21 protein-coding genes are annotated in these 23905 nt (G+C 65.0%); 8 read left to right on the forward strand and 13 right to left on the reverse strand.

Going from position 1 to position 23905, the window contains the following annotated elements:
• Positions 1–3: 3 nt before the first annotated feature.
• From LPA45_RS12095 to LPA45_RS12140, 10 genes are all read right to left on the reverse strand, one after another.
• Complete coding sequence (locus tag LPA45_RS12095) at positions 4–1284, reverse strand: high-affinity branched-chain amino acid ABC transporter permease LivM (protein ID WP_317925345.1); 1281 nt, start codon at positions 1282–1284, stop codon at positions 4–6.
• A 14-nt stretch (positions 1285–1298) separates the two neighbouring features.
• The gene (gene livH / locus LPA45_RS12100; RefSeq protein WP_116322292.1) at positions 1299–2225 is read right to left on the reverse strand and encodes a high-affinity branched-chain amino acid ABC transporter permease LivH; all 927 of its coding nucleotides are present in this window, start codon (positions 2223–2225) and stop codon (positions 1299–1301) included.
• 257 nt (positions 2226–2482) lie between these two features.
• Positions 2483–3598, reverse strand: a complete 1116-nt coding sequence (locus LPA45_RS12105; protein ID WP_317925346.1) for a branched-chain amino acid ABC transporter substrate-binding protein — start codon at positions 3596–3598, stop codon at positions 2483–2485.
• Positions 3599–4135: 537 nt separating this feature from the next.
• Positions 4136–5437: a citrate synthase gene (gene gltA / locus LPA45_RS12110; protein WP_116322294.1), complete on the reverse strand. Its 1302-nt coding sequence runs from the start codon at positions 5435–5437 to the stop codon at positions 4136–4138.
• Positions 5438–5480: 43 nt separating this feature from the next.
• Positions 5481–5768: a succinate dehydrogenase assembly factor 2 gene (locus tag LPA45_RS12115; RefSeq protein ID WP_116322295.1), complete on the reverse strand. Its 288-nt coding sequence runs from the start codon at positions 5766–5768 to the stop codon at positions 5481–5483.
• Positions 5769–5846: 78 nt separating this feature from the next.
• Positions 5847–6548, reverse strand: a complete 702-nt coding sequence (locus tag LPA45_RS12120; protein ID WP_011298473.1) for a succinate dehydrogenase iron-sulfur subunit — start codon at positions 6546–6548, stop codon at positions 5847–5849.
• Between the two features lie 34 nt (positions 6549–6582).
• Positions 6583–8361, reverse strand: coding sequence for a succinate dehydrogenase flavoprotein subunit (gene sdhA / locus LPA45_RS12125; RefSeq protein ID WP_367394574.1), 1779 nt, complete (start codon positions 8359–8361; stop codon positions 6583–6585).
• Between the two features lie 3 nt (positions 8362–8364).
• On the reverse strand, positions 8365–8730 hold the full coding sequence (gene sdhD / locus LPA45_RS12130; RefSeq protein WP_116324062.1) for a succinate dehydrogenase, hydrophobic membrane anchor protein: 366 nt from the start codon (positions 8728–8730) through the stop codon (positions 8365–8367).
• 11 nt (positions 8731–8741) lie between these two features.
• On the reverse strand, positions 8742–9152 hold the full coding sequence (gene sdhC / locus LPA45_RS12135) for a succinate dehydrogenase, cytochrome b556 subunit (protein WP_012353373.1): 411 nt from the start codon (positions 9150–9152) through the stop codon (positions 8742–8744).
• A 280-nt stretch (positions 9153–9432) separates the two neighbouring features.
• A complete protein-coding gene (locus LPA45_RS12140) occupies positions 9433–10326 on the reverse strand; it encodes a GntR family transcriptional regulator (RefSeq protein WP_116323731.1) in 894 nt (297 codons plus the stop codon).
• Positions 10327–10758: 432 nt separating this feature from the next.
• Here LPA45_RS12140 and LPA45_RS12145 point away from each other — a divergent pair, with 432 nt between their 5' ends.
• The 7 genes from LPA45_RS12145 to LPA45_RS12175 all read left to right on the forward strand — a co-directional run bounded on the left by LPA45_RS12145 (position 10759) and on the right by LPA45_RS12175 (position 19524).
• Entirely contained in the window at positions 10759–11742 is a 984-nt protein-coding gene (locus LPA45_RS12145) for a malate dehydrogenase (protein WP_116323730.1), read from the forward strand.
• A gap of 130 nt (positions 11743–11872) precedes the next feature.
• The gene (locus LPA45_RS12150) at positions 11873–12853 is read left to right on the forward strand and encodes an aldolase/citrate lyase family protein (protein ID WP_317925893.1); all 981 of its coding nucleotides are present in this window, start codon (positions 11873–11875) and stop codon (positions 12851–12853) included.
• A 45-nt stretch (positions 12854–12898) separates the two neighbouring features.
• The gene (gene prpC / locus LPA45_RS12155) at positions 12899–14080 is read left to right on the forward strand and encodes a 2-methylcitrate synthase (protein ID WP_317925891.1); all 1182 of its coding nucleotides are present in this window, start codon (positions 12899–12901) and stop codon (positions 14078–14080) included.
• Between the two features lie 167 nt (positions 14081–14247).
• Positions 14248–14814 (forward strand): hypothetical protein, encoded by a 567-nt coding sequence (locus LPA45_RS12160; RefSeq protein WP_116323727.1) that lies wholly within the window; start codon positions 14248–14250, stop codon positions 14812–14814.
• Positions 14815–15103: 289 nt separating this feature from the next.
• The gene (gene acnA / locus LPA45_RS12165; protein WP_317925887.1) at positions 15104–17812 is read left to right on the forward strand and encodes an aconitate hydratase AcnA; all 2709 of its coding nucleotides are present in this window, start codon (positions 15104–15106) and stop codon (positions 17810–17812) included.
• A 251-nt stretch (positions 17813–18063) separates the two neighbouring features.
• On the forward strand, positions 18064–18213 hold the full coding sequence (locus LPA45_RS12170) for a hypothetical protein (protein ID WP_199414746.1): 150 nt from the start codon (positions 18064–18066) through the stop codon (positions 18211–18213).
• Between the two features lie 108 nt (positions 18214–18321).
• Positions 18322–19524 carry a DUF2863 family protein gene (locus LPA45_RS12175; protein WP_063242056.1) on the forward strand — a complete coding sequence of 401 codons (1203 nt, stop codon included), beginning with the start codon at positions 18322–18324 and terminating at the stop codon, positions 19522–19524.
• A gap of 65 nt (positions 19525–19589) precedes the next feature.
• Here LPA45_RS12175 and LPA45_RS12180 read toward each other — a convergent pair whose 3' ends face one another.
• The gene (locus tag LPA45_RS12180; RefSeq protein WP_317924508.1) at positions 19590–20276 is read right to left on the reverse strand and encodes a methyltransferase domain-containing protein; all 687 of its coding nucleotides are present in this window, start codon (positions 20274–20276) and stop codon (positions 19590–19592) included.
• Between the two features lie 126 nt (positions 20277–20402).
• On the opposite strand from LPA45_RS12180, the gene LPA45_RS12185 reads away from it, so the two are divergent.
• Entirely contained in the window at positions 20403–22040 is a 1638-nt protein-coding gene (locus LPA45_RS12185) for an ABC transporter substrate-binding protein (protein ID WP_116323724.1), read from the forward strand.
• Positions 22041–22170: 130 nt separating this feature from the next.
• Here the strand turns inward: LPA45_RS12185 and LPA45_RS12190 are convergent, their stop codons facing one another.
• Together LPA45_RS12190 and LPA45_RS12195 are read right to left on the reverse strand one after the other, a co-directional pair.
• Positions 22171–23055, reverse strand: a complete 885-nt coding sequence (locus LPA45_RS12190; RefSeq protein ID WP_317924506.1) for a spermidine synthase — start codon at positions 23053–23055, stop codon at positions 22171–22173.
• A 45-nt stretch (positions 23056–23100) separates the two neighbouring features.
• Complete coding sequence (locus LPA45_RS12195) at positions 23101–23853, reverse strand: tetratricopeptide repeat protein (RefSeq protein ID WP_116323722.1); 753 nt, start codon at positions 23851–23853, stop codon at positions 23101–23103.
• Positions 23854–23905 lie beyond the last annotated feature (52 nt).

Genomic DNA, 23905 nt, shown 5'->3' on the forward strand with positions numbered 1-23905 from the left:
CATTCATCGAGGGAGCTCCACGTGGGGACGGTTCGCGGGCAGCAGGCCCTGCGGACGCCACATCATCATCAGCACCATCACCAGGCCGAAAATCAGCATGCGATATTCGGCAAAGCCGCGCGCCACCTCGGGCAACACGGTCAGCAGGATCGCCGCCAGGATCACGCCCAGCTGCGAGCCCATGCCGCCCAGCACCACCACGGCAAGGATCAGCGCCGACTCGATGAAGGTGAACGATTCCGGGTTGACCAGCCCCTGGCGCGCCGCGAAGAACGCGCCGCCGATGCCGGCGAACGAAGCGCCCAGCGTGAACGCCGACAGCTTGATGCGGGTCGGGTTCAGGCCCAGCGAGCGGCACGCGATCTCGTCGTCGCGCAGCGCTTCCCAGGCACGGCCCATCGGCATGCGGATCAGGCGGCTGGTGACGAACAGCGTGAAGCCCACCAGCAGCAGCGCCAGCAGGTACAGGAAGATCACCATGTGCTGGCCGCTGTAGTCCAGGCCGATCAGGTCATGGAAAGTCTTGGCGCCCTCCACGCTTGCGCTGCGCGCCATCTCGATGCCGAACACGGACGGCTTCGGGATGCCCGAGACACCGTCCGGGCCGCCGGTCAGGCTGGTCAGGTTATTGGCCAGCAGGCGGATGATCTCGCCGAAGCCCAGCGTCACGATGGCAAGGTAGTCGCCGCGCAGCCGCAGCACCGGGAAGCCGAGGATGAAGCCGAAGGTCGCCGACATTGCAGCGGCGATTGGCAGGCATTCCCAGAAGCCCAGCCCGAAGTACTGGTTCAGCAGCGCATAGGTGTAGCCGCCGATCGCGTAGAAGCCGACATAGCCCAGGTCGAGCAGGCCGGCATAGCCCACCACGATATTCAGGCCCAGGCCCAGGATCACGTAGATCAGCGCCAGCGTGGCCACGTCGACCGCGCCGCGCGAGCCGAAGAACGGCCACACCAGCCCGACCGCCAGCAGCACCCATACCGCCACGCGCTGCTGGCGCGCACCGAACTGCGGCACCGACGGCAGCCGCACGGCACTGCCGGCACGCGACAGCATCGGCTTGAACAGCTGGAACAGGAACACCGCCGCCACGGCAATCCATACCGGACGCCAGTGCGGCTCGAGCACCACCTTGTAGCCTTCCAGCTTGAGCTGCAGGCCCAGGATGGGAATGGTCAGGATCGCCGTCATCACGGCGGCCGTGATTGCGTTCTTCAGCGACTGGCCCGGCGTGGCGCCGCGTGCGGCTTGCCTGGCGGGCATCGCAGAAACTTGATTAGTCATTGTCTCGCCCTCCCTCACACCTTCTCGACATCAGGCTTGCCCAGCAGCCCGGTCGGACGGAACAGCAGCACCAGCACCAGCAGGCTGAATGCGACCACGTCCTTGTATTCGGCCGGCATGTAGCCCGAGGCGAAGGTTTCCGCCAGGCCCAGCAGCACGCCGCCGAGCATCGCGCCCGGGATGCTGCCGATGCCGCCCAGCACCGCCGCGGTAAAGGCCTTGATGCCGGCGATAAAGCCGATAAAGGGATTGAGCTTGCCGATGCTCAGCCCGATCAGCACGCCGCCCACGGCTGCCAGCATCGCGCCCAGCACGAAGGTGAACGAGATCACCTTGTTGGTGTCGATGCCGAGCAGGTTGGCCATGCGCATGTCTTCAGCACAGGCACGGCAGGCGCGGCCCATGCGCGAACGGCCGATAAACAGCGTCAGCGCGATCATCATCACCAGCGTCACGCCGACGATCAGCAGGCGCGAATACGGCACGGTCACGGCGAAGTCGCCGCCCATCTGGAACTCGATGGCACCCGAGATCAGCACCGGCACCGACACGTCGCGCGCGCCCTGCCCGATCTGGACATAGTTCTGCAGGAAGATCGACATGCCGATGGCTGAGATCAGCGGCACCAGGCGCGGTCCGCCGCGCAAGGGCCGGTATGCCACCCGCTCGACCGCAAAGCCGTAGACGCCGGTGACCAGCACCGAGACCAGCAAGGCGGCGCCCAGCACCAGCGGCAAGGGATAGCCTGCCTGGGCACCGATCGCGGTGAGCGTGACCAGGCCGACATAGGCGCCGATCATGTAAATCTCGCCGTGCGCGAAATTGATCATGCCAATGATGCCGTAGACCATTGTGTAGCCGATGGCAATCAACGCATAGATCGCACCCAGCGTCAGGCCGTTGACCAGCTGCTGGGTGAACTGTGGAAGGAATTCATTCATTGGGGGAAAACCTCGAAGCCGCAGAGCTGGCCTCAGCAGGGATGCATCCAAAACCGATCGAACTTGCCAAAGCAAGGTGTTCTCCCTCTCTCCTCAGGGGGAGAGGGCTGGGGAGAGGGGTGGGCTAGCAAGGAACCACATCAAGCGGGGCCAATGGTGTTAACTCACCGTCCTCAGCCTTTGATCCTCCTGCCCTCTCCACCAGCCCCTCTCCCGCAAGCGGGAGAGGGGAGCAACCCGTCGGGATTTGAAGGGCCTCAGTTCGCCGCGGTCTTGGTGGCGTCCTTGTGCCAGGTGTAAACCACGAACTTGAAGGACTTCAGGTCGCCCTTGTCGTCGTACTCGACCTTGCCGATCGGGGTCTGGAAGGCGTTCTTGTGCATGTACGCCGCGACCTTGGCGGGATCGGTGCTCTTCGCGCCGGCAATGGCGTCGCCGATGATCTTGACGGCGGCGTAGGCCGGCATCTGGAACGGACCGTTGGCGTCACGCTTCTTGTCGGCGAATGCCTTCACCAGGCCAGCGTTGGCCGGGTCGGCCGAGAAGTCGGCCGGCAGCGTCACCAGCATGCCTTCGGACGACGGGCCGGCGATCGCGGTCACGTCCTTGTTGCCCACACCCTCGGGGCCCATGAAAGCCGCCTTCACGCCCTGCTCGCGCGCCTGGCGCAGCAGCAGGCCCATTTCCGGGTGGTAGCCGCCGAAGTAGACGAAGTCCACGCCCTGCGACTTGAGCTTGGTGATGACGGCGGAGTAGTCCGAATCGCCGGCGTTGATGCCCTCGAATACGGCGACCGGAATCTTGGCCGCTTCCAGGTCCTTCTTCACCGAGCTGGCGATGCCCTGGCCGTACGACTGCTTGTCGTGCAGAATCGCGACCTTCTTCGGCTTGACCTTGCTGATGATGTACTGGGCAGCGGCCGGGCCCTGCTGGTCGTCACGGCCGATGGTGCGGAAAATGAACTTGCGCTTCTTGGTCTCGGTCAGCTGCGGCGCGGTGGCCGACGGCGTGACCATCACGATGCCTTCGTTCTCGTAGATGTCCGAGGCCGGGATGGTCGAGCCCGAGCACACGTGGCCGATCACGTACTTGATGTTCTGGCTGACGATCTTGTTGGCCACCGCAACGGCCTGCTTCGGCTCGCAGGCGTCGTCCATCATCACCACTTCGAACTTGTTGCCGCCGGCGCCGCCGGCTGCGTTGATCTGTTCGATGGCGGTCAGCGCACCGGCCTTGACCATGTCGCCGTACTGCGCCACCGAGCCGCTCATCGGGCCGGCAATGGCGATCTTCACGGTTTCGGCGTTGGCGGCGGCGCCAAAGGTGGCCAGCATGGCGGCCAGCGAAATGGTGGTAAGACGGGACAGCGTCATCAGGAGCTCCTCGATTTATGTTTGGGTCATCCAGGCAGAAACGGAATGACCTGCGCAATCGAACAACACCCGCGGACTACTGAGATCGGACTGGCGGAAAGGCGGCCCGAGACGCGGAAGACGGGCCTGCAGAACAGCTGAAGAGATGCGGGGCCCGGCGTGTGTCAGTCCCGCTGGGTATGGGGACCAAGGTTCGGAAAGACAACGTTTGATGCGTTCTCTATTGCGCAAGCGATTCGCCTGCCCCGCTTGCCGCACCGCACGCCGGAGGGATGGCCCGGCTGCCGTCGGCAAAGCAGCCCGCATTATAGGGTCAAATTCCCTGCGCCACGCGACAATCGCACAATAAATGCGGAACTCTATTGGGGAAACGCGACACAATTTTCCACTAATTGCGCCCCGGACCATTCCAGGTGCAATTTCCTGCCCTTGTCGGCGTTGCACCGCACAAGAGCGTCCATTGCCACAAAAACAAACGCCCCGGCGGGCCGGGGCGTCTGCATTTGCTGCTGCGCAGCGCGGGATGTCAGCCAGCGATCAACGCTTGGCGATATCCGGCACGTCGCGGCTGGCTGCGCCGACGAACAGCTGGCGCGGACGGCCGATCTTGTATTCCGGATCGGTGATCATCTCTTCCCACTGCGAGATCCAGCCCGGGGTGCGGGCCAGCGCGAAGATGCAGGTGAACAGCGAGGTCGGGATGCCCAGCGCGCGCTGGACGATGCCCGAGTAGAAGTCGACGTTCGGGTACAGCTTGCGGCTGACGAAGTACTCGTCTTCCAGCGCGATCTTTTCCAGCTCCATGGCCAGCTTGAACAGCGGGTCGTTGTGCAGGCCCAGTTCGTTCAGCACTTCATGGCAGGTTTCGCGCATCAGCTTGGCGCGCGGATCGTAGTTCTTGTACACGCGGTGGCCAAAGCCCATCAGGCGCACGCCCGAGTTCTTGTCCTTGACCTGCTTGATGAACTCGCCGATGTTGTCGACGCTGCCGATCTCTTCCAGCATCTTCAGTGCGGCTTCGTTGGCGCCGCCGTGGGCCGGGCCCCACAGGCAGGCCACGCCGGCGGCGATGGCTGCGAACGGGTTGGTGCCCGACGAGCCGGCCAGGCGCACGGTCGAGGTCGAGGCATTCTGCTCGTGGTCGGCGTGCAGGATGAAGATGCGGTCCAGCGCACGCTCCAGCACCGGATTGACGGTGTACGGGGCGCACGGCGTGCCGAACAGCATGCGCAGGAAGTTGCCCGAGTAGGACAGGTCGTTCTGCGGATAGATGTACGGCTGGCCGATGTTGTACTTGTACGCCATGGCGACCATGGTCGGCATCTTGGCGATCAGGCGGATGGCCGAGATCTCGCGCTGGTGCGGATCATCGATGTCCATCGCGTCGTGGTAGAACGCGCTCATGGCACCCACCAGGCCCGTCAGCACGGCCATCGGATGGGCATCGCGGCGGAAACCGCGCATGAAGAACTGCAGCTGCTCATGAACCATGGTGTGGTTCATGACGTGGCCGGTGAATTCTTCCTTCTGCTTGGCGTTGGGCAGCTCGCCCTTGAGCAGCAGGTAGCTGGTCTCGAGGTGGTCGCACTTCTGCGCCAGTTGCTCGATCGGGTAGCCGCGGTACAGCAGCTCGCCCTTGTCGCCATCGATATAGGTGATCTTGGAATTGCACGAAGCCGTCGACATGAAACCGGGGTCGTAGGTGAACTTACCGGTTTGTCCGTACAGCTTGCGAATGTCGATCACGTCCGGGCCAACGGTGCCCGTATAAATCGGCAGCTCAACGCTGGGGGAACCATCGGAGAACGATAGCGTGGCTTTCACATCGGACGGCGTCATGTCGGATCCTTCAAATGCTGTGAATAATAATGTTGACCAAAACTCAGACCGAACGCAGCAGGTTCACTACGCGCTGCATCGGGGGCGTGTCGAGCTCACCGTCCAGTTCCTTGCGGGCAAGGAGCAGGTCCATCAACTCGTTGTCGCTGAGCTCGAACAGCTGGCTCAGCGCAGCCACGTCCTCATCGGACAGGCTCTCCTCGTAACGGTTGAAAAAACGTTCGACGATGATGTCGTTCTCCAGCAGGCCGCGGCGGGCGCGCCAGCGCAACCGTGCGCGCTTGTGCGGATCGGCCTGATGGGAGAAGGTGGTGGCAGGACTCTCAGTCATGGCTTCCTACTTTCGGCGCGCCCGCCAGATATAGCCGCTCTGGCTGACGCGCCGCTTACTACAGTGACAGCCGCAGGATCAGACAGCGCGGCGGACCATCAGCTCCTTGATCTTGCCGATGGCCTTGGTCGGGTTCAGACCCTTGGGGCACACGTCGACGCAGTTCATGATGCTGTGGCAGCGGAACAGGCGGTACGGGTCGTTCAGGTTGTCCAGGCGCTCGCTGGTGGCCTGGTCACGGCTGTCCGCGATGAAGCGGTAAGCCTGCAGCAGGCCGGCGGGGCCGACGAACTTGTCCGGGTTCCACCAGAACGACGGGCACGACGTCGAGCAGCTGGCGCAGAGAATGCACTCGTACAGGCCATCCAGCTCGTCGCGCTCTTCCGGCGACTGCAGGCGCTCTTTCTCGGGCGGCGGCTCGTCGTTGATCAGGAACGGCTTGATCGAGTTGTACTGCTTGAAGAAGTTCGTCATGTCGACGATCAGGTCGCGCACCACCGGCAGCCCGGGCAGCGGACGCAGCACGATGCGGTCCGGCAGCTCGCGCATGTTGGTCAGGCAGGCCAGGCCGTTCTTGCCGTTGATGTTCATCGCGTCCGAGCCGCACACGCCTTCGCGGCACGAGCGGCGGAACGAGATGGTCTCGTCCAGCTTCTTGAGCTTGACCAGCGCGTCCAGCAGCATGCGCTCGTGACCGTCCAGCTCGACCTCGTAGGTCTGCATGCGCGGTGCCGCATCCTTGTCCGGATCGTAGCGGTAGACTTCGAAAATACGCTTCATTTCTGTGGGTCCTGTTTTCTCTACGACGCGGTGCTCAGAAGGTACGGGCCTTCGGCGGCACGCTTTCCACCGTCAGCGGTTCCATCTTCACCGGCTTGTAGTCGAGGCGGTTGCCTTCGCTGTAGAACAGCGTGTGCTTGAGCCAGTTCTGGTCGTCGCGGTTCGGGAAGTCGCTGTGCGCGTGGGCACCGCGCGATTCCTTGCGGGCCGCCGCCGAGATCATGGTGGCCTTGGCCACTTCCACCAGGTTGGCCACTTCCAGGGCTTCCACCAGCGCGGTGTTGAAGACCTTGGACTTGTCCTTCAGGTGGATGTCGTTGGCGCGCTCGGACACTTCCAGGATGCGCTCGACGCCTTCGTCCATCAGCTTCTGCGTACGGAACACGCCGGCATGCGACTGCATGTTCTTGCGGATGTCGTTGGCGACGTCCTGCGTGTACTCGCCCGACGACGTGGCCTGCAGCTTGGCCAGGCGCGACAGCGCGAGGTCGGCGGCATCGGCCGGCAGCGGCTTGTGTTCCTTCTGCTTCAGGTTCTGCGCGATGATGTGGTTGCCGGCGGCACGGCCGAACACCACCAGGTCGAGCAGCGAGTTGGTGCCCAGGCGGTTGGCGCCGTGCACCGACACGCACGAGCATTCGCCGATCGCATAGAAACCGTTCAGGACTTCGTTCGGGTTGCCGTTCTTCGGCACCACGACCTGGCCGTGATAGTTCGTCGGGATACCGCCCATCTGGTAGTGGATGGTCGGGACCACGGGGATCGGTTCCTTGATCGCGTCGACGTTGGCGAACTTCATGCCGATTTCGCGGATCGACGGCAGTCGCTTCATGATGGTCTCGGCACCGACGTGGGTCAGGTCGAGCAGCACGTAGTCGCCGTTCGGGCCGCAGCCGCGGCCTTCCTTGATTTCCTGGTCCATCGAGCGCGAGACGAAGTCACGCGGCGCCAGGTCCTTCAGCGTCGGGGCATAGCGCTCCATGAAGCGTTCGCCGTCCTTGTTGCGCAGGATACCGCCTTCGCCGCGCACGCCTTCGGTGATCAGCACGCCCGCGCCGGCCACGCCGGTCGGGTGGAACTGCCAGAACTCCATGTCTTCCAGCGGCACGCCAGCGCGTGCGGCCATGCCCAGGCCATCACCGGTGTTGATGAAGGCGTTGGTGGAAGCGGCGTAGATACGGCCGGCACCGCCGGTCGCGAACAGCGTGGTCTTGGCTTCGAGGATGTAGACCTCGCCGGTTTCCATTTCCAGCGCGGTCACGCCCAGCACGTCGCCGTCCTGGTCGCGGATCAGGTCCAGCGCCATCCACTCGACGAAGAAGTGGGTCTTGGCGCGCACGTTGCGCTGGTACAGCGTGTGCAGCAGCGCGTGGCCGGTACGGTCAGCCGCGGCGCAGGCGCGCTGCACCGGCTTCTCGCCGTAGTTGGCGGTGTGGCCGCCGAACGGGCGCTGGTAGATGGTGCCGTCGGGGTTGCGGTCGAACGGCATGCCGAAGTGTTCGAGCTCGTACACGACCTTCGGGGCTTCACGGCACATGAACTCGATGGCGTCCTGGTCACCCAGCCAGTCCGAGCCCTTGATGGTGTCGTAGAAGTGATAGTGCCAGTTGTCTTCGCTCATGTTGCCCAGCGAGGCACCGATGCCGCCCTGCGCCGCCACGGTGTGCGAGCGGGTCGGAAACACCTTGGACAGCACGGCCACGTTCAGGCCGGCTTCCGCGAGCTGGAGGGATGCGCGCATCCCGGCGCCGCCAGCACCGACGATGACCACGTCAAAGCGGCGACGCGGCAATCCAGTCTTGACTGCGACCATTTATTACACCCTCCAGAGAATCTGAGCAGCGTAGCCCGCGCAACCGACGAGCCACAGAATCGTAAGTACTTGCAGCACGAGGCGCACCGCCATCGGCCTCACATAGTCCATCCAGATGTCGCGCACGCCGATCCAGGCGTGGTAGAGCAGCGACAGGATGGTCAGGAACGTGATGATCTTCATCCACTGGTTGGCGAAGAGCCCTGCCCACGCTTCGTACGAAGCGCCGTTCGACAGCAGGAAGGCAATGGCCAGGACCACGGTGAACACCACCATGATCACGGCCGTGACGCGTTGCGCGAGCCAGTCTTTCAGGCCGTAGTGGGCACCGACGACCAGACGCTTGGGACCGATATTGTTATTTGCCACCTTGATTCTCCTCAGAACAGGCCGAACAGCTTCAGGCCGAAAATCAGGGTAAGCAGCAGGCTGACAACCAGCACGCTGATGGCAGACTTAGCCGAAGCGGGCTTGGACACACCAACGTGCACATCCAGCAGCAGGAAGCGGATACCCGCGCAGAAATGATGCAGATACCCCCAGATCAGGGCCAGCACAACCAGCTTGACAAAGCCACCGGACAGCAGGGCCGAAAACTTTGCGAAGCTCAGTTCGGAGGTGATGCTCTGCTCGAACAGATACAGGACAAAGGGAAGGAGGAGGAACATCAAGGCACCGCTTACGCGATGCAGGATGGATACCTTGCCGGCCCAGGGCAACCGGTATTTCGCGATCTGCGAAATACCGATATTCCGGAACTCCGGCCTGGCTTGTTTGACGGCTTCAGCCATGCGAGACCCCATTAGCGGTAAACAAAGAAACGAAACTGCCATTGCCTGCATGCAGCGGGATGCACTGTGGCAAATCCACGAGATTTTAGCGCCTTTGTTGCGCGCTGCACCAATAATTTTCAGCTATCGCGCACCAACACGCGCCGCCCGACAATCGCACACTGCACACAAAACACGGCAATTGCCACGCAACATCCACCTGCGCCGCGCAACAGCCAACGCCACCATCACGAAAGCCGCAATAATCCACACCGATGCGGGAGGACACCGGCGCAGTAACTCAGCTCAGGTCGTTCTGGTAGTAATGCCTGGTCGTCACATACAACCCGCGGCGCACCTCTACAGGGCGATCGCCGTAGGTATAGGAAACGCGCTCGACCGACAGCAGCGGCGAGCCCAGCGGCACGGACAGCAGCTCGGCCGCCGTCTCGTCGGCGGCCACGGCACGGATCTTTTCCGAGGCGCGGATCATGCGCGTACCGAACTCGGCCTCGAACAATGCATACATGGGCCCCTTCCACTCGGTCAGCTTTTCCGCGGTGAGGCCCTTGAAGTTGGCGCCGAGCAGCCAGATCTCGTCGAGCACGGTCGACTCGCCGGAGAAATTCAGCACGCGGCGGATCTGGACCACGCTGTCGCCGGTGCGGATATCGAGCAGCCGCGCGATCTCGGCGGGCGCGCGCAGGCGCTTGCACTCCAGCACGTGGCTGGCGCCGTAATGGGGCTCGCCTTCGTCGGGGACGAGGCGCAGGAAACGGAACTTGACCACGTCCTCATGGTGCGTGGTCACGAAGGTGCCCTTGCCCTGCCGGCGCGCCACGAGGTTCTCTGCGGCGAGTTCGTCGATGGCCTTGCGCACCGTGCCCTGGCTCACCTTGTACCGTGCCGCCAGCTCCATTTCGCTGGGGATCATCTCGCCTGGCTTCCACTCGCCGGACTGCAGGCTGCGCATGATGAGCGCCTTGATCTGCTGGTACAGCGGGCTGAAGGTGGGCGACGGGGAGGCCTGCGGGCCTGGCTGGGCGACGGCCTGCGGTGCGGGGGATGCCGACGGGGTGGACGGGGGCAACGAGGGCGACGAAGACGGCTGCGTCCCGGCGCCAGGGGTGGCCGCGCCAGAGTCCTGCGCGCCAGGGGCGGCAGCGCCGGAGAGGGACGTAGACAGGGAGGACATAGCGGGGATTTCACCACAAAAGGGCGGCGGGCGCCAGCCTGACGTTAATTGTCTTATGTCTTATATAAGACATATGAATTGACAGCCAGTGAGGCCGGGCCTACACTCGCGCTGGTCCACGCCCGCGAATGCCGTGAATGCCGCGCTCGTGCCGCCGGCGGATGCCTTTGCCGGCACCCTCCCCCGCGGCCCGGACTGTAAATCAGTCTGGAAATGGCGGCTCGCTTCGCAGTAGACTTACGCTTCGTTGTATCACCATGACCCGTTGTGGCTCTCCCTCACCGGTTCCGCCCCGTGGCCCCCGCCACCTGGTGCCGGCGGACGGCCGCTCCCCGCTGTGGCGACAACCAGCACCCGGCGTGCACGCCGCCTTGAGTTGGCGACGGTGTGCCGCCGACCGGCTACCCCCTTCTATCGTTTGGAGATTTACTCATGGCTAAAGCCCCAATGCGCGTCGCAGTGACCGGCGCCGCTGGCCAGATCGGCTATTCCCTGCTGTTCCGCATCGCCAACGGCGACATGCTGGGCAAAGACCAGCCGGTCATCCTCCAACTGCTCGATCTCCCGCAAGCCCAGGCCGCCGTCAAGGGCGTGGTGATGGAACTGGAAGACTGCGCATTCCCGCTGCTGGCTGGCGTGGTCATCACCGATGACCCCAAGGTTGCCTTCAAGGATGCCGACGTGGCCCTGCTGGTTGGCGCCCGTCCGCGTAGCAAGGGCATGGAGCGCAAGGACCTGCTCGAAGCCAACGCCCAGATCTTCACGGTGCAGGGCAAGGCGCTGGACGAAGTCGCCAGCCGCAATGTCAAGGTGCTGGTGGTCGGCAACCCGGCCAACACCAACGCCTACATCGCCATGAAGTCGGCACCGAACCTGCCGCGCGAGAACTTCACCGCCATGCTGCGCCTGGACCACAACCGTGCCCTGTCGCAGATCGCGGCCAAGACCGGCAAGCCGGTGTCGTCGATCGAGAAGATGTTCGTGTGGGGCAACCATAGCCCGACCATGTACGCCGACTACCGTTACGCGACCGTCGACGGCCAGAGCGTCAAGGACCTGATCAACGACCAGGTGTGGAACAACGACGTGTTCCTGCCGACCGTCGGCAAGCGCGGCGCCGCCATCATCGAAGCGCGTGGCCTGTCGTCGGCTGCCTCGGCCGCCAACGCCGCCATCGACCACGTGCATGACTGGGTCCTGGGCAGCAACGGCAAGGTCGTCACCATGGGCATCCCGTCGAACGGTGAGTACGGCATCCCCGCCGACACCATGTTCGGCTACCCGGTGACCACCGCCAACGGCAAGTACGAAATCGTCAAGGGTCTGGAGATCGACGCCTACAGCCAGGAAAAGATCAACATCACCCTGAAGGAACTGGAAGAAGAGAAGGCCGGCGTGCAGCACCTGCTGGGCTGATCTTCAGCGCGTTCCAGGAAAAGGACCGGGGTTCCGCAACGATTCAAAAAATCGGCGCGGAACCCCGGTTTTTTCGTATTGGGGCGCTATGATGTGCCCTCCCCGAGCAACCATAACCACCTGAATTCCCGTGCATCCATCCGAGGTCTTGTTCCAGGGCGAAGCCATCCCGGTCCAGTTGCCGGTGTGTGACCACTACGCGGGCAGCGAAAAGCTGATGCGCAAGTCGCTTGCCCTGCAGCAAGAGCTTGGTCCCGTCTTCGACATCACCTTCGATTGCGAGGATGGCGCCGCCGTCGGCGAGGAGCGCGAGCACGCCGAACTGTGCGCGCAACTGGTCAACAGCCCGCTGAACGCGCACAACCGCGTCGGCGTGCGCATCCACGATCCCGCCCACCCGAACTGGCGCCAGGATGTCGACATCCTGGTGCGCGCCGCCGGCGCGCGGCTGGCCTACGTGGTGGTGCCCAAGGTGACCGACGTGGTCGAGGTCGCGCGTGTGACCGACCATGTCAACCAGGTGGCGCGCAATGCCGGCATCGCCCGCCATATCCCTATCCATGTGCTGATCGAGACACATGCCGCGCTCGAGCAAGCCTTCGATATCGCCGCGCTGGTACAGGTGGAGTGCCTTAGCTTCGGCCTGATGGACTTCGTCTCGGCGCACCACGGTGCGATCCCCGGCGATGCCATGCGCTCGCCGCAGCAGTTCGAGCATCCGCTGATCCGTCGCGCCATGCTGGAAATCTCCGCGGCCTGCCATCGCCACGGCAAGGTGCCGTCGCACAACGTCAGCACCGATGTGCAGGCACCGCGGCGGGCGGGCGACGACGCACTGCGCGCGCGCGCCGAATTTGGCTACCTGCGCAAGTGGAGCATCCACCCGGGCCAGATCGCGCCGATCGTCGCCGCCTTCCGGCCGGGCGCGGAAGAAATCGGCGCAGCCAGCCAGATCCTGCTGGCCGCCCACGAAAACAACTGGGCGCCGATCCGCCACGACGGCCAACTGCACGACCGCGCCAGCTACCGCTATTACTGGTCGCTGCTGCAGCGCGCCCAGGCCACCGGCACCCCGCTGCCGGACAATGTGGAAGCGCTGTTCTTCGCCTGACACCGCCAGAACAACAAAATACGGACGCGACCGAAGGAGACCCGGATGTCCGCTTCGAAGACCGCTGCATCCGCCGCCACGACCGAGCCCACGGCGCCGAAAGCCAAGAAATCCGTCGCCCTGTCCGGTGTTGCCGCCGGCAATACCGCGCTGTGCACCGTCGGCCGTACCGGCAACGACCTGCACTACCGCGGCTATGACATTCTCGATATCGCCGAAACCTGCGAGTTCGAGGAAATCGCCCACCTGCTGGTGCACGGCAAGCTGCCGACCAAATCCGAACTGGCCGCCTACAAGGCCAGGCTGAAGGCCCTGCGCGGCCTGCCCGCCAACGTCAAGCTGGCGCTGGAATGGGTTCCGGCCAGCGCGCATCCGATGGACGTGATGCGCACCGGCGTGTCGGTGCTGGGCACCGTGCTGCCGGAGAAGGAAGACCACAACACCCCGGGCGCGCGCGATATCGCCGATCGGCTGATGGCCAGCCTGGGTTCGATGCTGCTGTACTGGTACCACTACAGCCACAATGGCCGCCGCATCGAGGTGGAGACCGACGACGACTCGATCGGCGCCCACTTCCTGCACCTGCTGCACGGCGAGAAGCCCTCGGCGCTGTGGGAGCGTGCCATGCACACCTCGCTGATCCTGTACGCCGAGCACGAGTTCAACGCGTCGACCTTCACCGCACGGGTGGTTGCCGGCACGGGCTCGGACATGTACTCGTCGATCTGCGGCGCGATTGGCGCCCTGCGCGGCCCCAAGCATGGCGGCGCCAATGAAATGGCCTTCGAGATCCAGAAGCGCTATGACAACGCGGACGAGGCCCAGGCCGACATCACCCGGCGCGTCGAGAACAAGGAAGTCGTGATCGGCTTTGGCCACCCGGTGTACACCACCGGCGACCCGCGCAACCAGGTGATCAAGGAAGTGGCGAGGAAGCTGTCGAAGGATGCTCGCTCGATGAAGATGTTCGCCATCGCCGAGCGCCTGGAAACCGTGATGTGGGACATCAAGAAGATGTTCCCGAACCTGGACTGGTTCAGCGCGGTGAGCTACCACATGATGGGCGTGCCGACCGCGATGTTCACGCCGCTGTTCGTGATCGCGCGTACCTCCGGCTGGGCCGCGCACATCGTCGAGCAACGCATCGATAACAAGATCATCCGCCCCAGCGCCAACTACGTGGGCCCCGAAAACCTCAAATTCGCGCCGATCGGCAAGCGTAAGTGAACCCGGACTAACCGGACACCCGGATTATGTAACCAAAGGCCAGCGCACTTCGCCGGCTCAGGCAAATCGTAGAGAATAGCGGCGGACTTCCATTCCAGGCGCCGCCTGATGTGACGGCGGCGAACGACAAACAGACCAGATTTCAGAATCCGAAAGGCACTCACAAAATGAAACATCTTGTACTCGCAGCCTGCATTGGCGCCTTCAGCCTGACCACCGCGACCGCCGTGATGGCGCAGGAACCGGCCAAGAAGACCACCACGAAGAAGTCCTCGACCAAGAAGAAGGCCGCAGCCGGCGCCGCTGCCGGCGCAGGCGCCGCCGCCGCTGCCACCCCGACCGGTGAAAAGTGGCAGTGCGAGCTGGGCAACAGCATCTATATCTCGGGCGACATGCTGCGCGACGAAGTGCTGACCGTCCACTGGCAAGGCCGCGACTACAAGCTGCCGCGCCAGTCCACCGTGACCGGCGCCGACCGCTACTACGACGCCCGCACCGGCCTGGACCTGGTGGTGATCCCGAGCAAGGCCATGCTGTTCAACAAGAACCTGGGCCAGCGCCTGGCCGACGACTGCCAGAGCGCCGCCATGCAGGCCGGCGCCGCCGCACCGACCCAGGCCGGCGGCCTGCGCGCCCCGGTTACCGCCCCGCTGCTGGTCACGCCCCCGGGCGGCCCGACGATCCAGCCGCAGCAGCCTGACGCCGCCCAGCAGTCCGCGGCACCCAAGCAGTAAATCCGTGCAGGGCACTCGCGGCCGCCTGCATGGCGGCCGCCGGGTGCCCTGCCTGCCTTGCCGGCGGGGGCAATCCCCGCGGGAAGCCGCTGTCGCGCCGACAGGGCAAGCGACCTGGCCGATCGAGACCGGGTGGCGGCAAAGCCGCGCGGCGGTTAGAGTATGCAGTTGCAGTGCGCTGCCGACCTCGGACCGCGGTCACATGCCGCGGCAGCGCACCGGGGTCTGATTCCAGTTTCAGAGGTCCGAGCCAAATGCCATCGCATCATTCTTCGATCGGAGTACGGCAATGCCCCATAACCTCAAGAACACGCTAAAAGAATTCAAGATCGGCGCTTCCGGCAAGGGCCAGTTCTATTCCCTGCCACAACTGGCGCAAGAACTGGACCTGGACCTCGGGCGCCTGCCGGTATCGATCCGCGTCGTGCTGGAAGCGGTGCTGCGCAACTGCGACGGCAAGAAGGTTACCGAAGAACACGTCAAGCAGCTTGCCGGCTGGAAGCCGATTGCCGAGCGTGTCGACGAGATCCCGTTCGTCGTGGCCCGCGTGGTGCTGCAGGACTTCACCGGCGTGCCGCTGCTGGCCGACCTGGCCGCGATGCGCAACGTGGCCGAGAAGATGGGCCAGGATCCCAAGAAGATCGAGCCGCTGGTGCCGGTCGACCTGGTGGTCGACCACTCGGTGCAGGTCGACCATTTCCGCGATAAGAAGGCGCTGGACCTGAACATGCAACTGGAATTCAAGCGCAACAACGAGCGCTACCAGTTCATGAAGTGGGGCATGCAGGCGTTCGACACCTTTGGCGTGGTGCAGCCGGGTTTCGGCATCGTCCACCAGGTCAACCTGGAATACCTGGCTCGCGGCGTGCACAAGAAGGATGGGGTCTACTACCCTGACACGCTGGTCGGCACCGACTCGCACACCACCATGATCAACGGCATCGGCGTGGTCGGCTGGGGCGTCGGCGGCATCGAGGCCGAGGCCGGCATGCTAGGCCAGCCGGTGTACTTCCTGACGCCGGACGTGGTCGGCGTGGAGCTGACCGGCCGCCTGCGCGAAGGCGTCACCGCCACCGACCTGGTGCTGACCATCACCGAGATGCTGCGCAAGGAGAAGGTGGTCGGCAAGTTCGTCGAGTTCTTCGGCGAAGGCACGGCCAGCCTGTCGGTGCCGGACCGCGCCACCATTGGCAACATGGCGCCGGAATACGGCGCCACCATGGGCTTCTTCCCGGTCGACGGCAAGACCATCGACTACTTCCGCGGCACCGGCCGCACCGACGAGGAAATCGACGCGTTCGAAGGCTACTTCCGCGCCCAGCAGATGTTTGGCATCCCCCAGGCAGGCGACATCGACTTCAGCAAGACGCTGAAGCTGGACCTGTCCACGGTGGCGCCGTCGCTGGCAGGGCCGAAGCGCCCGCAGGACCGCATCGAGATCGGCAACGTCAAGAGCACCTTCGCGTCGCTGTTCAGCAAGCCGGTGGCCGAGAACGGCTTCAACAAGGATCCGGCCGAGCTGGACCAGCCCTACAGCACCAGCAACGGCATCGAAGTGAAGAACGGCGACGTGCTGATCGCCGCCATCACCTCGTGCACCAACACCTCCAACCCCAGCGTGCTGCTGGCTGCCGGCCTGCTGGCCAAAAAGGCGGTCGAGGCCGGGCTGGAAGTGGCGCCGCACATCAAGACCTCGCTGGCGCCGGGCAGCCGTGTGGTGACCGAATACCTGAAGGCCGCGGGCCTGCTGCCGTACCTGGAAAAGCTGGGCTTCGGCGTGACCGCCTACGGCTGCACCACCTGTATCGGCAATGCCGGCGACCTGACGCCCGAGCTGAACGAGGCGATCATCCAGAACGACCTGGTGGCGGCCGCCGTGCTGTCCGGCAACCGTAACTTCGAGGCGCGCATCCACCCGAACATCCGCGCCAACTTCCTGGCTTCGCCGCCGCTGGTGGTGGCGTACGCCATCGCCGGCAATGTCACGCGCGACCTCATGACCGAGCCGGTCGGCAAGGGCAAGGGCGGCCGCGACATCTGGCTGGGCGACATCTGGCCGACTTCGGAAGAAATCCATGCGCTGATGAAGTTCGCGATGGACGCCAAGACCTTCAAGGGCAACTACGAGCAGGTCAAGAAGCCGAGCAAGCTGTGGGGCGCGATCCAGGGCACCAAGGGCCAGGTCTACGACTGGCCCAGGTCAACCTACATCGCCGAGCCGCCCTTCTTCCAGGACTTCAGCCTGGAGCCGTCGGGCGCCACGGCCAGCGTGCGCGGCGCGCGCGCTCTGGGTATCTTCGGCGATTCGGTGACCACCGACCATATCTCGCCGGCCGGCTCGATCAAGGACACCTCGCCCGCGGGCAAGTACCTGCAGGAGCATGGCGTGCTCAAGGCCGACTTCAACAGCTACGGTTCGCGCCGCGGTAACCATGAGGTGATGATGCGCGGCACCTTCGCCAACGTGCGCATCAAGAACCTGATGATCCCGCCCAAGCCGGACGGCGCACGCGTGGAAGGCGGCATTACCATCCACCAGCCCACCGGCGAGCAGATGTCGATCTACGACGCGGCCATGAAGTACGTCGCCGAGGGCACGCCCACGGTGGTGTTCGGCGGCGAGGAGTACGGCACCGGCTCGTCACGGGACTGGGCCGCCAAGGGCACGCAGCTGCTGGGCGTGAAGGCCGTGGTGGCGCGCAGCTTCGAGCGGATCCACCGCTCCAACCTGGTTGGCATGGGCGTGCTGCCGCTGCAGTTCAAGGGCAACGACAGCGCACAGACGCTGGGCATCACCGGCAACGAGACCTTCGACATCGAAGGCATCGAGGGCGACCTCAAGCCACAGCAGGACCTGGTGCTGGTGATCAAGCGCGCCAACGGCGACGTGCAGCGCGTGCCGGTGTTGCTGCGCATCGACACGCCGATCGAGGTCGATTACTACAACCACGGCGGCATCCTGCCGTTCGTGCTGCGTCAGCTGCTGGCAGCCGCCTGACGCCCCGCGGACCGCGATCCGCGATCCGCGAAAGCCAACGCCGCCTGCCCGGCCCCGTGACGCGGGGCCGGGCAGGCGGCGTTTGTCATTGTGAGCATGGTGCGGCCTCGGGATCACCTCGCGCCCCTGCGCCGTCTGGTGCCCGTGTAAGTTCCACGCAAGGCAGTGCTGCCACACTGTGTCCCAAAGAACAGCGGTCGCAATGACCCGGAGGCGGGGCCACCCCGCCTCAGACAGATACAGGAGACAACATGGCAAAGATCATCATCGCATTCGTCGTCATTGCCGGCGCGGCCCTCTACCTGCTGACCAAGGGCGGCAGCGACGTGTCGATTTCCGGCGAGCAGCACGGTGTCGAGACCCACGCACCGGCGGTGCCGGCTGCCAGCGAAAAGAAATAAGAGCGATCCTTCAGCCTCGCCAAGTACAAGGCGCAACGTATCGCGCGGCCGCCTTGTCAACGCAGCGAGTAGAATACCGTTTTACGCATAAACGGACGGTTTCATTCTATGGCAGGTTTTCGCCCCAAGGCTTCCCCACGTCTTTCGCCCGACGCCGAGCGGTTGGTGGCCGATGCGCTCGCCCTCGACGCATCGGGCAGCCGCATGGAGGATGGCTACTGGGAACGGCGACTCTCGCAGCGCCTGGGCCGCCTGCTGAAGAACGGTAGCCAGACCGCGCTGGACGCGGCGTTGGAACACCTGTTCAAGCACAACGCCGACGCCTCCGACGTGCTGGCCGAGCAGGCCGAGACGCTGGCCGAATCGGCCACCATCGAGGTCGATGGCCAGCGCTACGACGCGCTGCTGATCGCCGCGCCGATCCTGGCGCACACGCGTTACGCCATCCCCTCGGGCGCGCTCAAGCCGGAGCTGGCCCAGACGCTGGCCGTGCACTTGCAGGCACATGTGCTGGCTTCCGCCACCAAGGTCGCGCTGTCGCCGTACCTGTACAGCATCGACCAGCTGCCGCGCACGCACAGCGACACGTTTGCGCTGACGCACAAGCTGGCCGCGGCCGCGCTGGCCGGCTCGGTGCCCAAGGTCGACCTGCGCGACCTGCCCGAGACCGCGCCGATCCTGGCCGACCCCCGCTACCTGCTGGCCGTGGTGGTGGCCCCGCACGAGCAGGCGCTGTTCCGCTGGCAGGAGGACGCCAAGGAGCACCATGCCGAGCGCTCGGTATGCCTGGAGCAATGGCGCAGCCAGGTCCAGCCATCGGTGGCGCTGCTGCTGCCGGGCTGCGAGTTCGAGTTGCTGTTGCCCGACGCCTTCTTCCTGTCGTGCCGCGAATCCGACAAGAGCATCCGCCCGCTGACGGTGCGCGCCGCCGTCAACTACCTGGCCGGCACGCTGGATATCTCCGCCGGCCAGCTGGCCGCGGTGGTGGCCGCGTTCGGCGAGGAAGTGGTCGAGGAATACCGCGTCGGCTTCACCATGCGCGGCGAGAAGGACGTGATCTACGGCATCGTCTGGCCGGTCTACGGCCGTGAAGCCGGCGAAGTCGATGCCGACGAGAAGGGCAACCCGCTCGAGCAGATCTGCGAGGAACTGCGCAATGCGGGCGTGGAAGACATCTTCCGCCACGCGGCGCTGTTCGATCCGGAGTACTGCGAGGATTGCGGCACGCCGCTGTATGCCGACCGCAATGGCGAGATCGTGCATGCAGAGCTGCCCGAAGACGCGCCGACGCAGCAGCCGCTATTCCACTGAAATCCTGCGTCCTGGCAAGCAAACGGCCCGCATTGCGGGCCGTTTGCTTTTGTTGCCGGCTGTTTTCAGGCGCTGCGCTCGCTGACGCAGCGCCACAGACCATGCCCCGAAGCCGCGTACTTGCGTTCGAACGGCGTCATCGCCTGCGCCGGCTGCCATGGCTCGACCACCTGCGCCGGACGCCCTGCCAGCGCCAGCGCCTGCGCGAACTCGTCGATATAGACCTGCCAGTTACTGCGGCATTCCAGGTATTCGCCGCACGCCGCCAGCGCCGGGAACACCGCATGGCCCTGCCAGCGCCGTCCCAGGTGGCCAATCTTTGGCCACGGGTTCGGGTACAGCACGTAGTGGCGCGCCACCGGCACCGCGTCGGCCTGCAGCATGCGCCAGACATCGACCAGGTCGGCCCGCGCCCAGCAGAAATTGGCCGGCATCGTTGCCTCGCCCCACCAGTCCTTGCCGGCCGCCAGGCGCTTTTCGGACTGGTCGACACCGATCACGTAGTGATCCGGGAACGACGTCGCCAGCCGCAACGTGCTTTCGCCCACGCCGCACCCGGCATCCAGGATCAGCGGCGCGCCGCCGGCCTGCTGCCAGTTGTCGAGCGCTACGGCCAGCGCGCGGCGGCTGGCTTCGCCGATGGGCTTGCGGAACGGCTCGGCCAGGTGGCGCGCGACGCGCGCGGCCAAATGCTCGTGGACATCGGACTGCGCCGAAACGATGGTGCGGGAATTGGCAAACATGGCCGCCATTCTACCGGCGCCGAACCCGTCAGCTTGCACAGGACGCTGCAACCATGCCACTTTAGCGGCACAATGCGGGACAAACCGCCTGAGAACCCGTCCGCAAGCGCCGGACCCGTATGAGGAGCCAGCCCCATGCCATCTACAACCGCTACGTCCCGCCCGCCTGCCCGCCAGTCCGCTCCCCGCAATCTGCTCCACGCCACCGCCGCGCTGGTGCTGGGCAGCGCTGTTTTCACCGCCTTGGCGCTGCTGCCGGCCGGCGCCGCCCATGCCGAGGACCTGCGCATCGGGCTGGCCGCCGACGTCACCTCGATGGACCCGCACTGGAACAACGCCGGCCCCAACAACGCGATCGCGCTGCACGTCTTCGAATCGCTAGTGTTCATGGACAAGAACGCCCGCTATATCCCCGGCCTGGCGCTGTCGTGGAAGCCGGTCAATGCCATCACCTGGGAAATCAAGCTGCGCCCCAACGTGAAGTGGCATGACGGCTCGCCCTTCACCAGCGAAGACGTCAAGGCCTCGCTGGAGCGCCCGGACAAGCTGACCAACAGCCCGGGCTCGTTCACGAGCTATACCAAGCCGATCGCCCGCATCGACACGCCCGATCCGCTGACGGTGCGCCTGACCATGAGCGTGCCCAACTACGCCAACCTGGCCAACGACCTGAACAGCGTGCCGATCATGCCGAAGAAGGTCGCCGCCACGCTGACGCAGGCCGATTTCGATTCGGGCAAGGCCATGATCGGCACCGGGCCATTCAAGTTCGTGCGCTTCGCGCGCGGGCAGGAAATCGTGATGGAGCGCAATCCTGACTACTGGGGACCCAAGCCGGAGTGGGACCGTGCCGTGTTCCGGATCATCACCGACAACGGCGCGCGCAGCGCCGCGCTGCTGGCCGGCGACGTCGACGTGATCGAAAGCGTGCCATCGGCCGACGTGGCCAAGCTCAAGCAGAACCCGAAGTTCAAGGTCGAGCAGCAGGTGTCGTGGCGCACCATCTTCTGGCAAATGGACCAGTCGCGCGACAGCCCGCCCTTCGTCACCGACAAGGCCGGCAAGCCGCTCGGCAAGAACCCGTTCAAGGATGCACGCGTGCGTGCCGCGATCAGCAAGTCACTGAACCGCGACGCCATCGTCAACCGCATCATGGAAGGGCTGGCGGTGCCGGCGTCGTCGATCGTGTCGCCGCAGATCTTCGGGCATCCGGGCACCAAACCCGAAGCCTATGACCCGGAAGGCGCCAAGAAGCTGCTGGCCGCCGCTGGCTACCCGGACGGCTTCGGGCTGACGCTGCACGCCACCAACAACCGCTACCTGAACGACGCCGCGGTGGCGCAGGCCACCGCGAGCATGCTGACGCGCATCGGCATCCAGACCAAGGTCGAGACCATGCCGGTGGCGGCCTACTTCACGCGCGCGCGGCAGGGTGAGTTTGCCTTCCAGATGCTGGGCTGGGGCTCGGCGGCAGCTGATGTGGCGCTGCGCTCGATCACGGGCACACCCAATCCCAAGACGGGGTATGGCACGTGGAACTGGGGCAAGTACAGCAATGCGCAGCTGGACCAGCTGATCGAGAAATCGCTGACCACCGTTTCCAGCGAGAAGGCACGCGAAGAGAACGCGCGCACGGCGGCAAAGTTTGCGCTGGCCGACCACGCGATCATTCCGTCGCACAGCCAGCTGGCGATGTGGGCGATGAAGAAGGGATTGAAGTATGAGGCGCGGACGGACGAGTGGTCGTTGGCGCAGTTTTTCCACAAGGAGTAAGCGCGGCGGCTCGTCATCAGCCCGCGGTTTTCTCCCTCTTCCGCTGAGGGGAGAGGGAGAACACCTTGCTTGGGCGAGTTCAGGCAGCTTGGGCGCACCCCACACCGCCGTCCCCTTTTCGTGTTTTCGCTTAGATCTTCAACCGTTCTTCCTGCCGCGCATTCGCCGCGCGCAGCTTCTGCACCCAGTCCCGCGCCGGCAGTCCGGTGGTGCTTTCGACCACGTCGGCACGCGCTTCCAGCACTTCCCACGCCACATCGATCTCGGGGCCGTTGAACGCCATCGCGATGATGTTGCCGTCATGCACCTCCGGGAACACCAGCACGCGGTTATCGAAGGCTTCGCAGATGCGCTCGATATTCTTCGGGAAGCTGTCGTGGTCGCCGAACAGGTTGATGGTCATCACGCCCGGCCCCTTCAGCGTGCGGCGGCAGGCGCGGTAGAACGCGGTGGTGTCGAGCACCGGGCCGCGCGCGGTGGCGTCGTACAGGTCTACCTGCAGCACGTCGATGGCGTCGGCGTGGGTGCCGTCCATCACGTAGTCCCACGCGTCCTGCTCGCGCACGGTCAGGCGCGCGTCGTCCTGGCGCAGGCCGAACATGCTGCGCCCGGCAATGATCACCGCCGGGTTCAGTTCGACCGCGGTCACGCGCGCGCGGCTGAACTGGCGATGGCAGAACTTGGTCAGTGCCGCCGCCCCGAGGCCGAGCTGCACCACATGGAACTCATCCACCGAGGGCGACAGGAACAGCAGCCACGCCATCATCTGCTGCGCGTATTCCAGCTCGATCGCATCCGGCTTGCGCAGGCGCATCGCCCCCTGCACCCACTCCGTGCCGAAATGGAGGTAGCGCACGCCATCCAGTTCGGAGAAGGTCACCGGCGCAAAGCGCGGCGTCATGCGTTTTTCTTCGCGTGCTGTGTCGGAGCCTGGCGCCTCGCCACGGTTGCGGTTTCCACGTGCCGGTCGGCGCGAGGCCACGGCTTCAATCGATTTGCGTTTCAGTAGGGTCATAGTGTCGAGAATTTCACGGCGGCCATGCACGGGCCGGCAGGCGCCTTACTTGCCCAGCGCCGCCTGGGCGCGCTGCAGCCACTCGCGGTTGTGTTCGCGGGCATGGCGCGGCCAGTGACGGGCATCGTGGACGATTTCGGCATACAGCTCGCGCGCGCGTTCGCGGTCGGCGGCGTCGGGCTGCGTTGCCAGCCAGTCGGCGAACAGGCAGCGCGGCGCGACGTCGCTGGCGCTGGTCAGGGCCTGCTCGAACGCGGCGCGCGTGCCGGGCGCGCCGGTGGCAGCCAGGGCGCGAGCATACAGCAAGGCGGGGTCGGGCTGCTGGCGCGCATGCGGGCTGGCGGCGAACAGCTTCTCCAGCGTCACCAGCGCGGCGGACGCGTCGCCGTTGGCGAACTGCGCCTGGGCCAGCCCCTGCAGCAGCGCCGGATCGGACGCGAACGGGCCGTTGGCCGCGGCCTGGTAGTGCTGCAGCGCCTCGGCCGGCTCGCCGGCTTCGAGCAGTGCGGCGCCCAGGCGCATGCGGTGCGCCACGGTCGGGGCACGGTCAAAGTCGGCGCGGGCCTCGCGCACCGCCCGGTTGGGATCGACCAGCTGCGAAATGGCGCGCGTGGCCACGCGTGCGCCGCGCGACTGGCGCAGCTCGGGCAGGAAGATCGCAAAGAAGTAGACCACGCTGCCCAGCCCCGGGAACAAAAACAGAATCAGCAACCAGTACATGTTCTGGTGCGTGCGCACCGCATGCACGGCGAAAAACAACGCAACGATGATATGGAGGCTGATGCCGAAGATACGCATGGATAAGTCACCCTGTGAGGTCACCCTTTGAGGTCACCGGTGGAGCAATGGC

The organism is Cupriavidus sp. Agwp_2, from assembly GCF_040784895.1.
Lineage (GTDB): Bacteria > Pseudomonadota > Gammaproteobacteria > Burkholderiales > Burkholderiaceae > Cupriavidus.

Bases quoted from the DNA above. Each gene is read 5' to 3' on its own strand.
- LPA45_RS12095 (WP_317925345.1), bottom strand. From the start codon at position 1,284: ATGACTAATCAAGTTTCTGCGATGCCCGCCAGGCAAGCCGCACGCGGC.
- livH (WP_116322292.1), bottom strand. From the start codon at position 2,225: ATGAATGAATTCCTTCCACAGTTCACCCAGCAGCTGGTCAACGGCCTG.
- LPA45_RS12105 (WP_317925346.1), bottom strand. From the start codon at position 3,598: ATGACGCTGTCCCGTCTTACCACCATTTCGCTGGCCGCCATGCTGGCC.
- gltA (WP_116322294.1), bottom strand. From the start codon at position 5,437: ATGACGCCGTCCGATGTGAAAGCCACGCTATCGTTCTCCGATGGTTCC.
- LPA45_RS12115 (WP_116322295.1), bottom strand. From the start codon at position 5,768: ATGACTGAGAGTCCTGCCACCACCTTCTCCCATCAGGCCGATCCGCAC.
- LPA45_RS12120 (WP_011298473.1), bottom strand. From the start codon at position 6,548: ATGAAGCGTATTTTCGAAGTCTACCGCTACGATCCGGACAAGGATGCG.
- sdhA (WP_367394574.1), bottom strand. From the start codon at position 8,361: ATGGTCGCAGTCAAGACTGGATTGCCGCGTCGCCGCTTTGACGTGGTC.
- sdhC (WP_012353373.1), bottom strand. From the start codon at position 9,152: ATGGCTGAAGCCGTCAAACAAGCCAGGCCGGAGTTCCGGAATATCGGT.
- LPA45_RS12140 (WP_116323731.1), bottom strand. From the start codon at position 10,326: ATGTCCTCCCTGTCTACGTCCCTCTCCGGCGCTGCCGCCCCTGGCGCG.
- LPA45_RS12145 (WP_116323730.1), top strand. From the start codon at position 10,759: ATGGCTAAAGCCCCAATGCGCGTCGCAGTGACCGGCGCCGCTGGCCAG.
- prpC (WP_317925891.1), top strand. From the start codon at position 12,899: ATGTCCGCTTCGAAGACCGCTGCATCCGCCGCCACGACCGAGCCCACG.
- LPA45_RS12160 (WP_116323727.1), top strand. From the start codon at position 14,248: ATGAAACATCTTGTACTCGCAGCCTGCATTGGCGCCTTCAGCCTGACC.
- acnA (WP_317925887.1), top strand. From the start codon at position 15,104: ATGCCCCATAACCTCAAGAACACGCTAAAAGAATTCAAGATCGGCGCT.
- LPA45_RS12170 (WP_199414746.1), top strand. From the start codon at position 18,064: ATGGCAAAGATCATCATCGCATTCGTCGTCATTGCCGGCGCGGCCCTC.
- LPA45_RS12175 (WP_063242056.1), top strand. From the start codon at position 18,322: ATGGCAGGTTTTCGCCCCAAGGCTTCCCCACGTCTTTCGCCCGACGCC.
- LPA45_RS12180 (WP_317924508.1), bottom strand. From the start codon at position 20,276: ATGGCGGCCATGTTTGCCAATTCCCGCACCATCGTTTCGGCGCAGTCC.
- LPA45_RS12185 (WP_116323724.1), top strand. From the start codon at position 20,403: ATGCCATCTACAACCGCTACGTCCCGCCCGCCTGCCCGCCAGTCCGCT.
- LPA45_RS12190 (WP_317924506.1), bottom strand. From the start codon at position 23,055: ATGACCCTACTGAAACGCAAATCGATTGAAGCCGTGGCCTCGCGCCGA.
- LPA45_RS12195 (WP_116323722.1), bottom strand. From the start codon at position 23,853: ATGCGTATCTTCGGCATCAGCCTCCATATCATCGTTGCGTTGTTTTTC.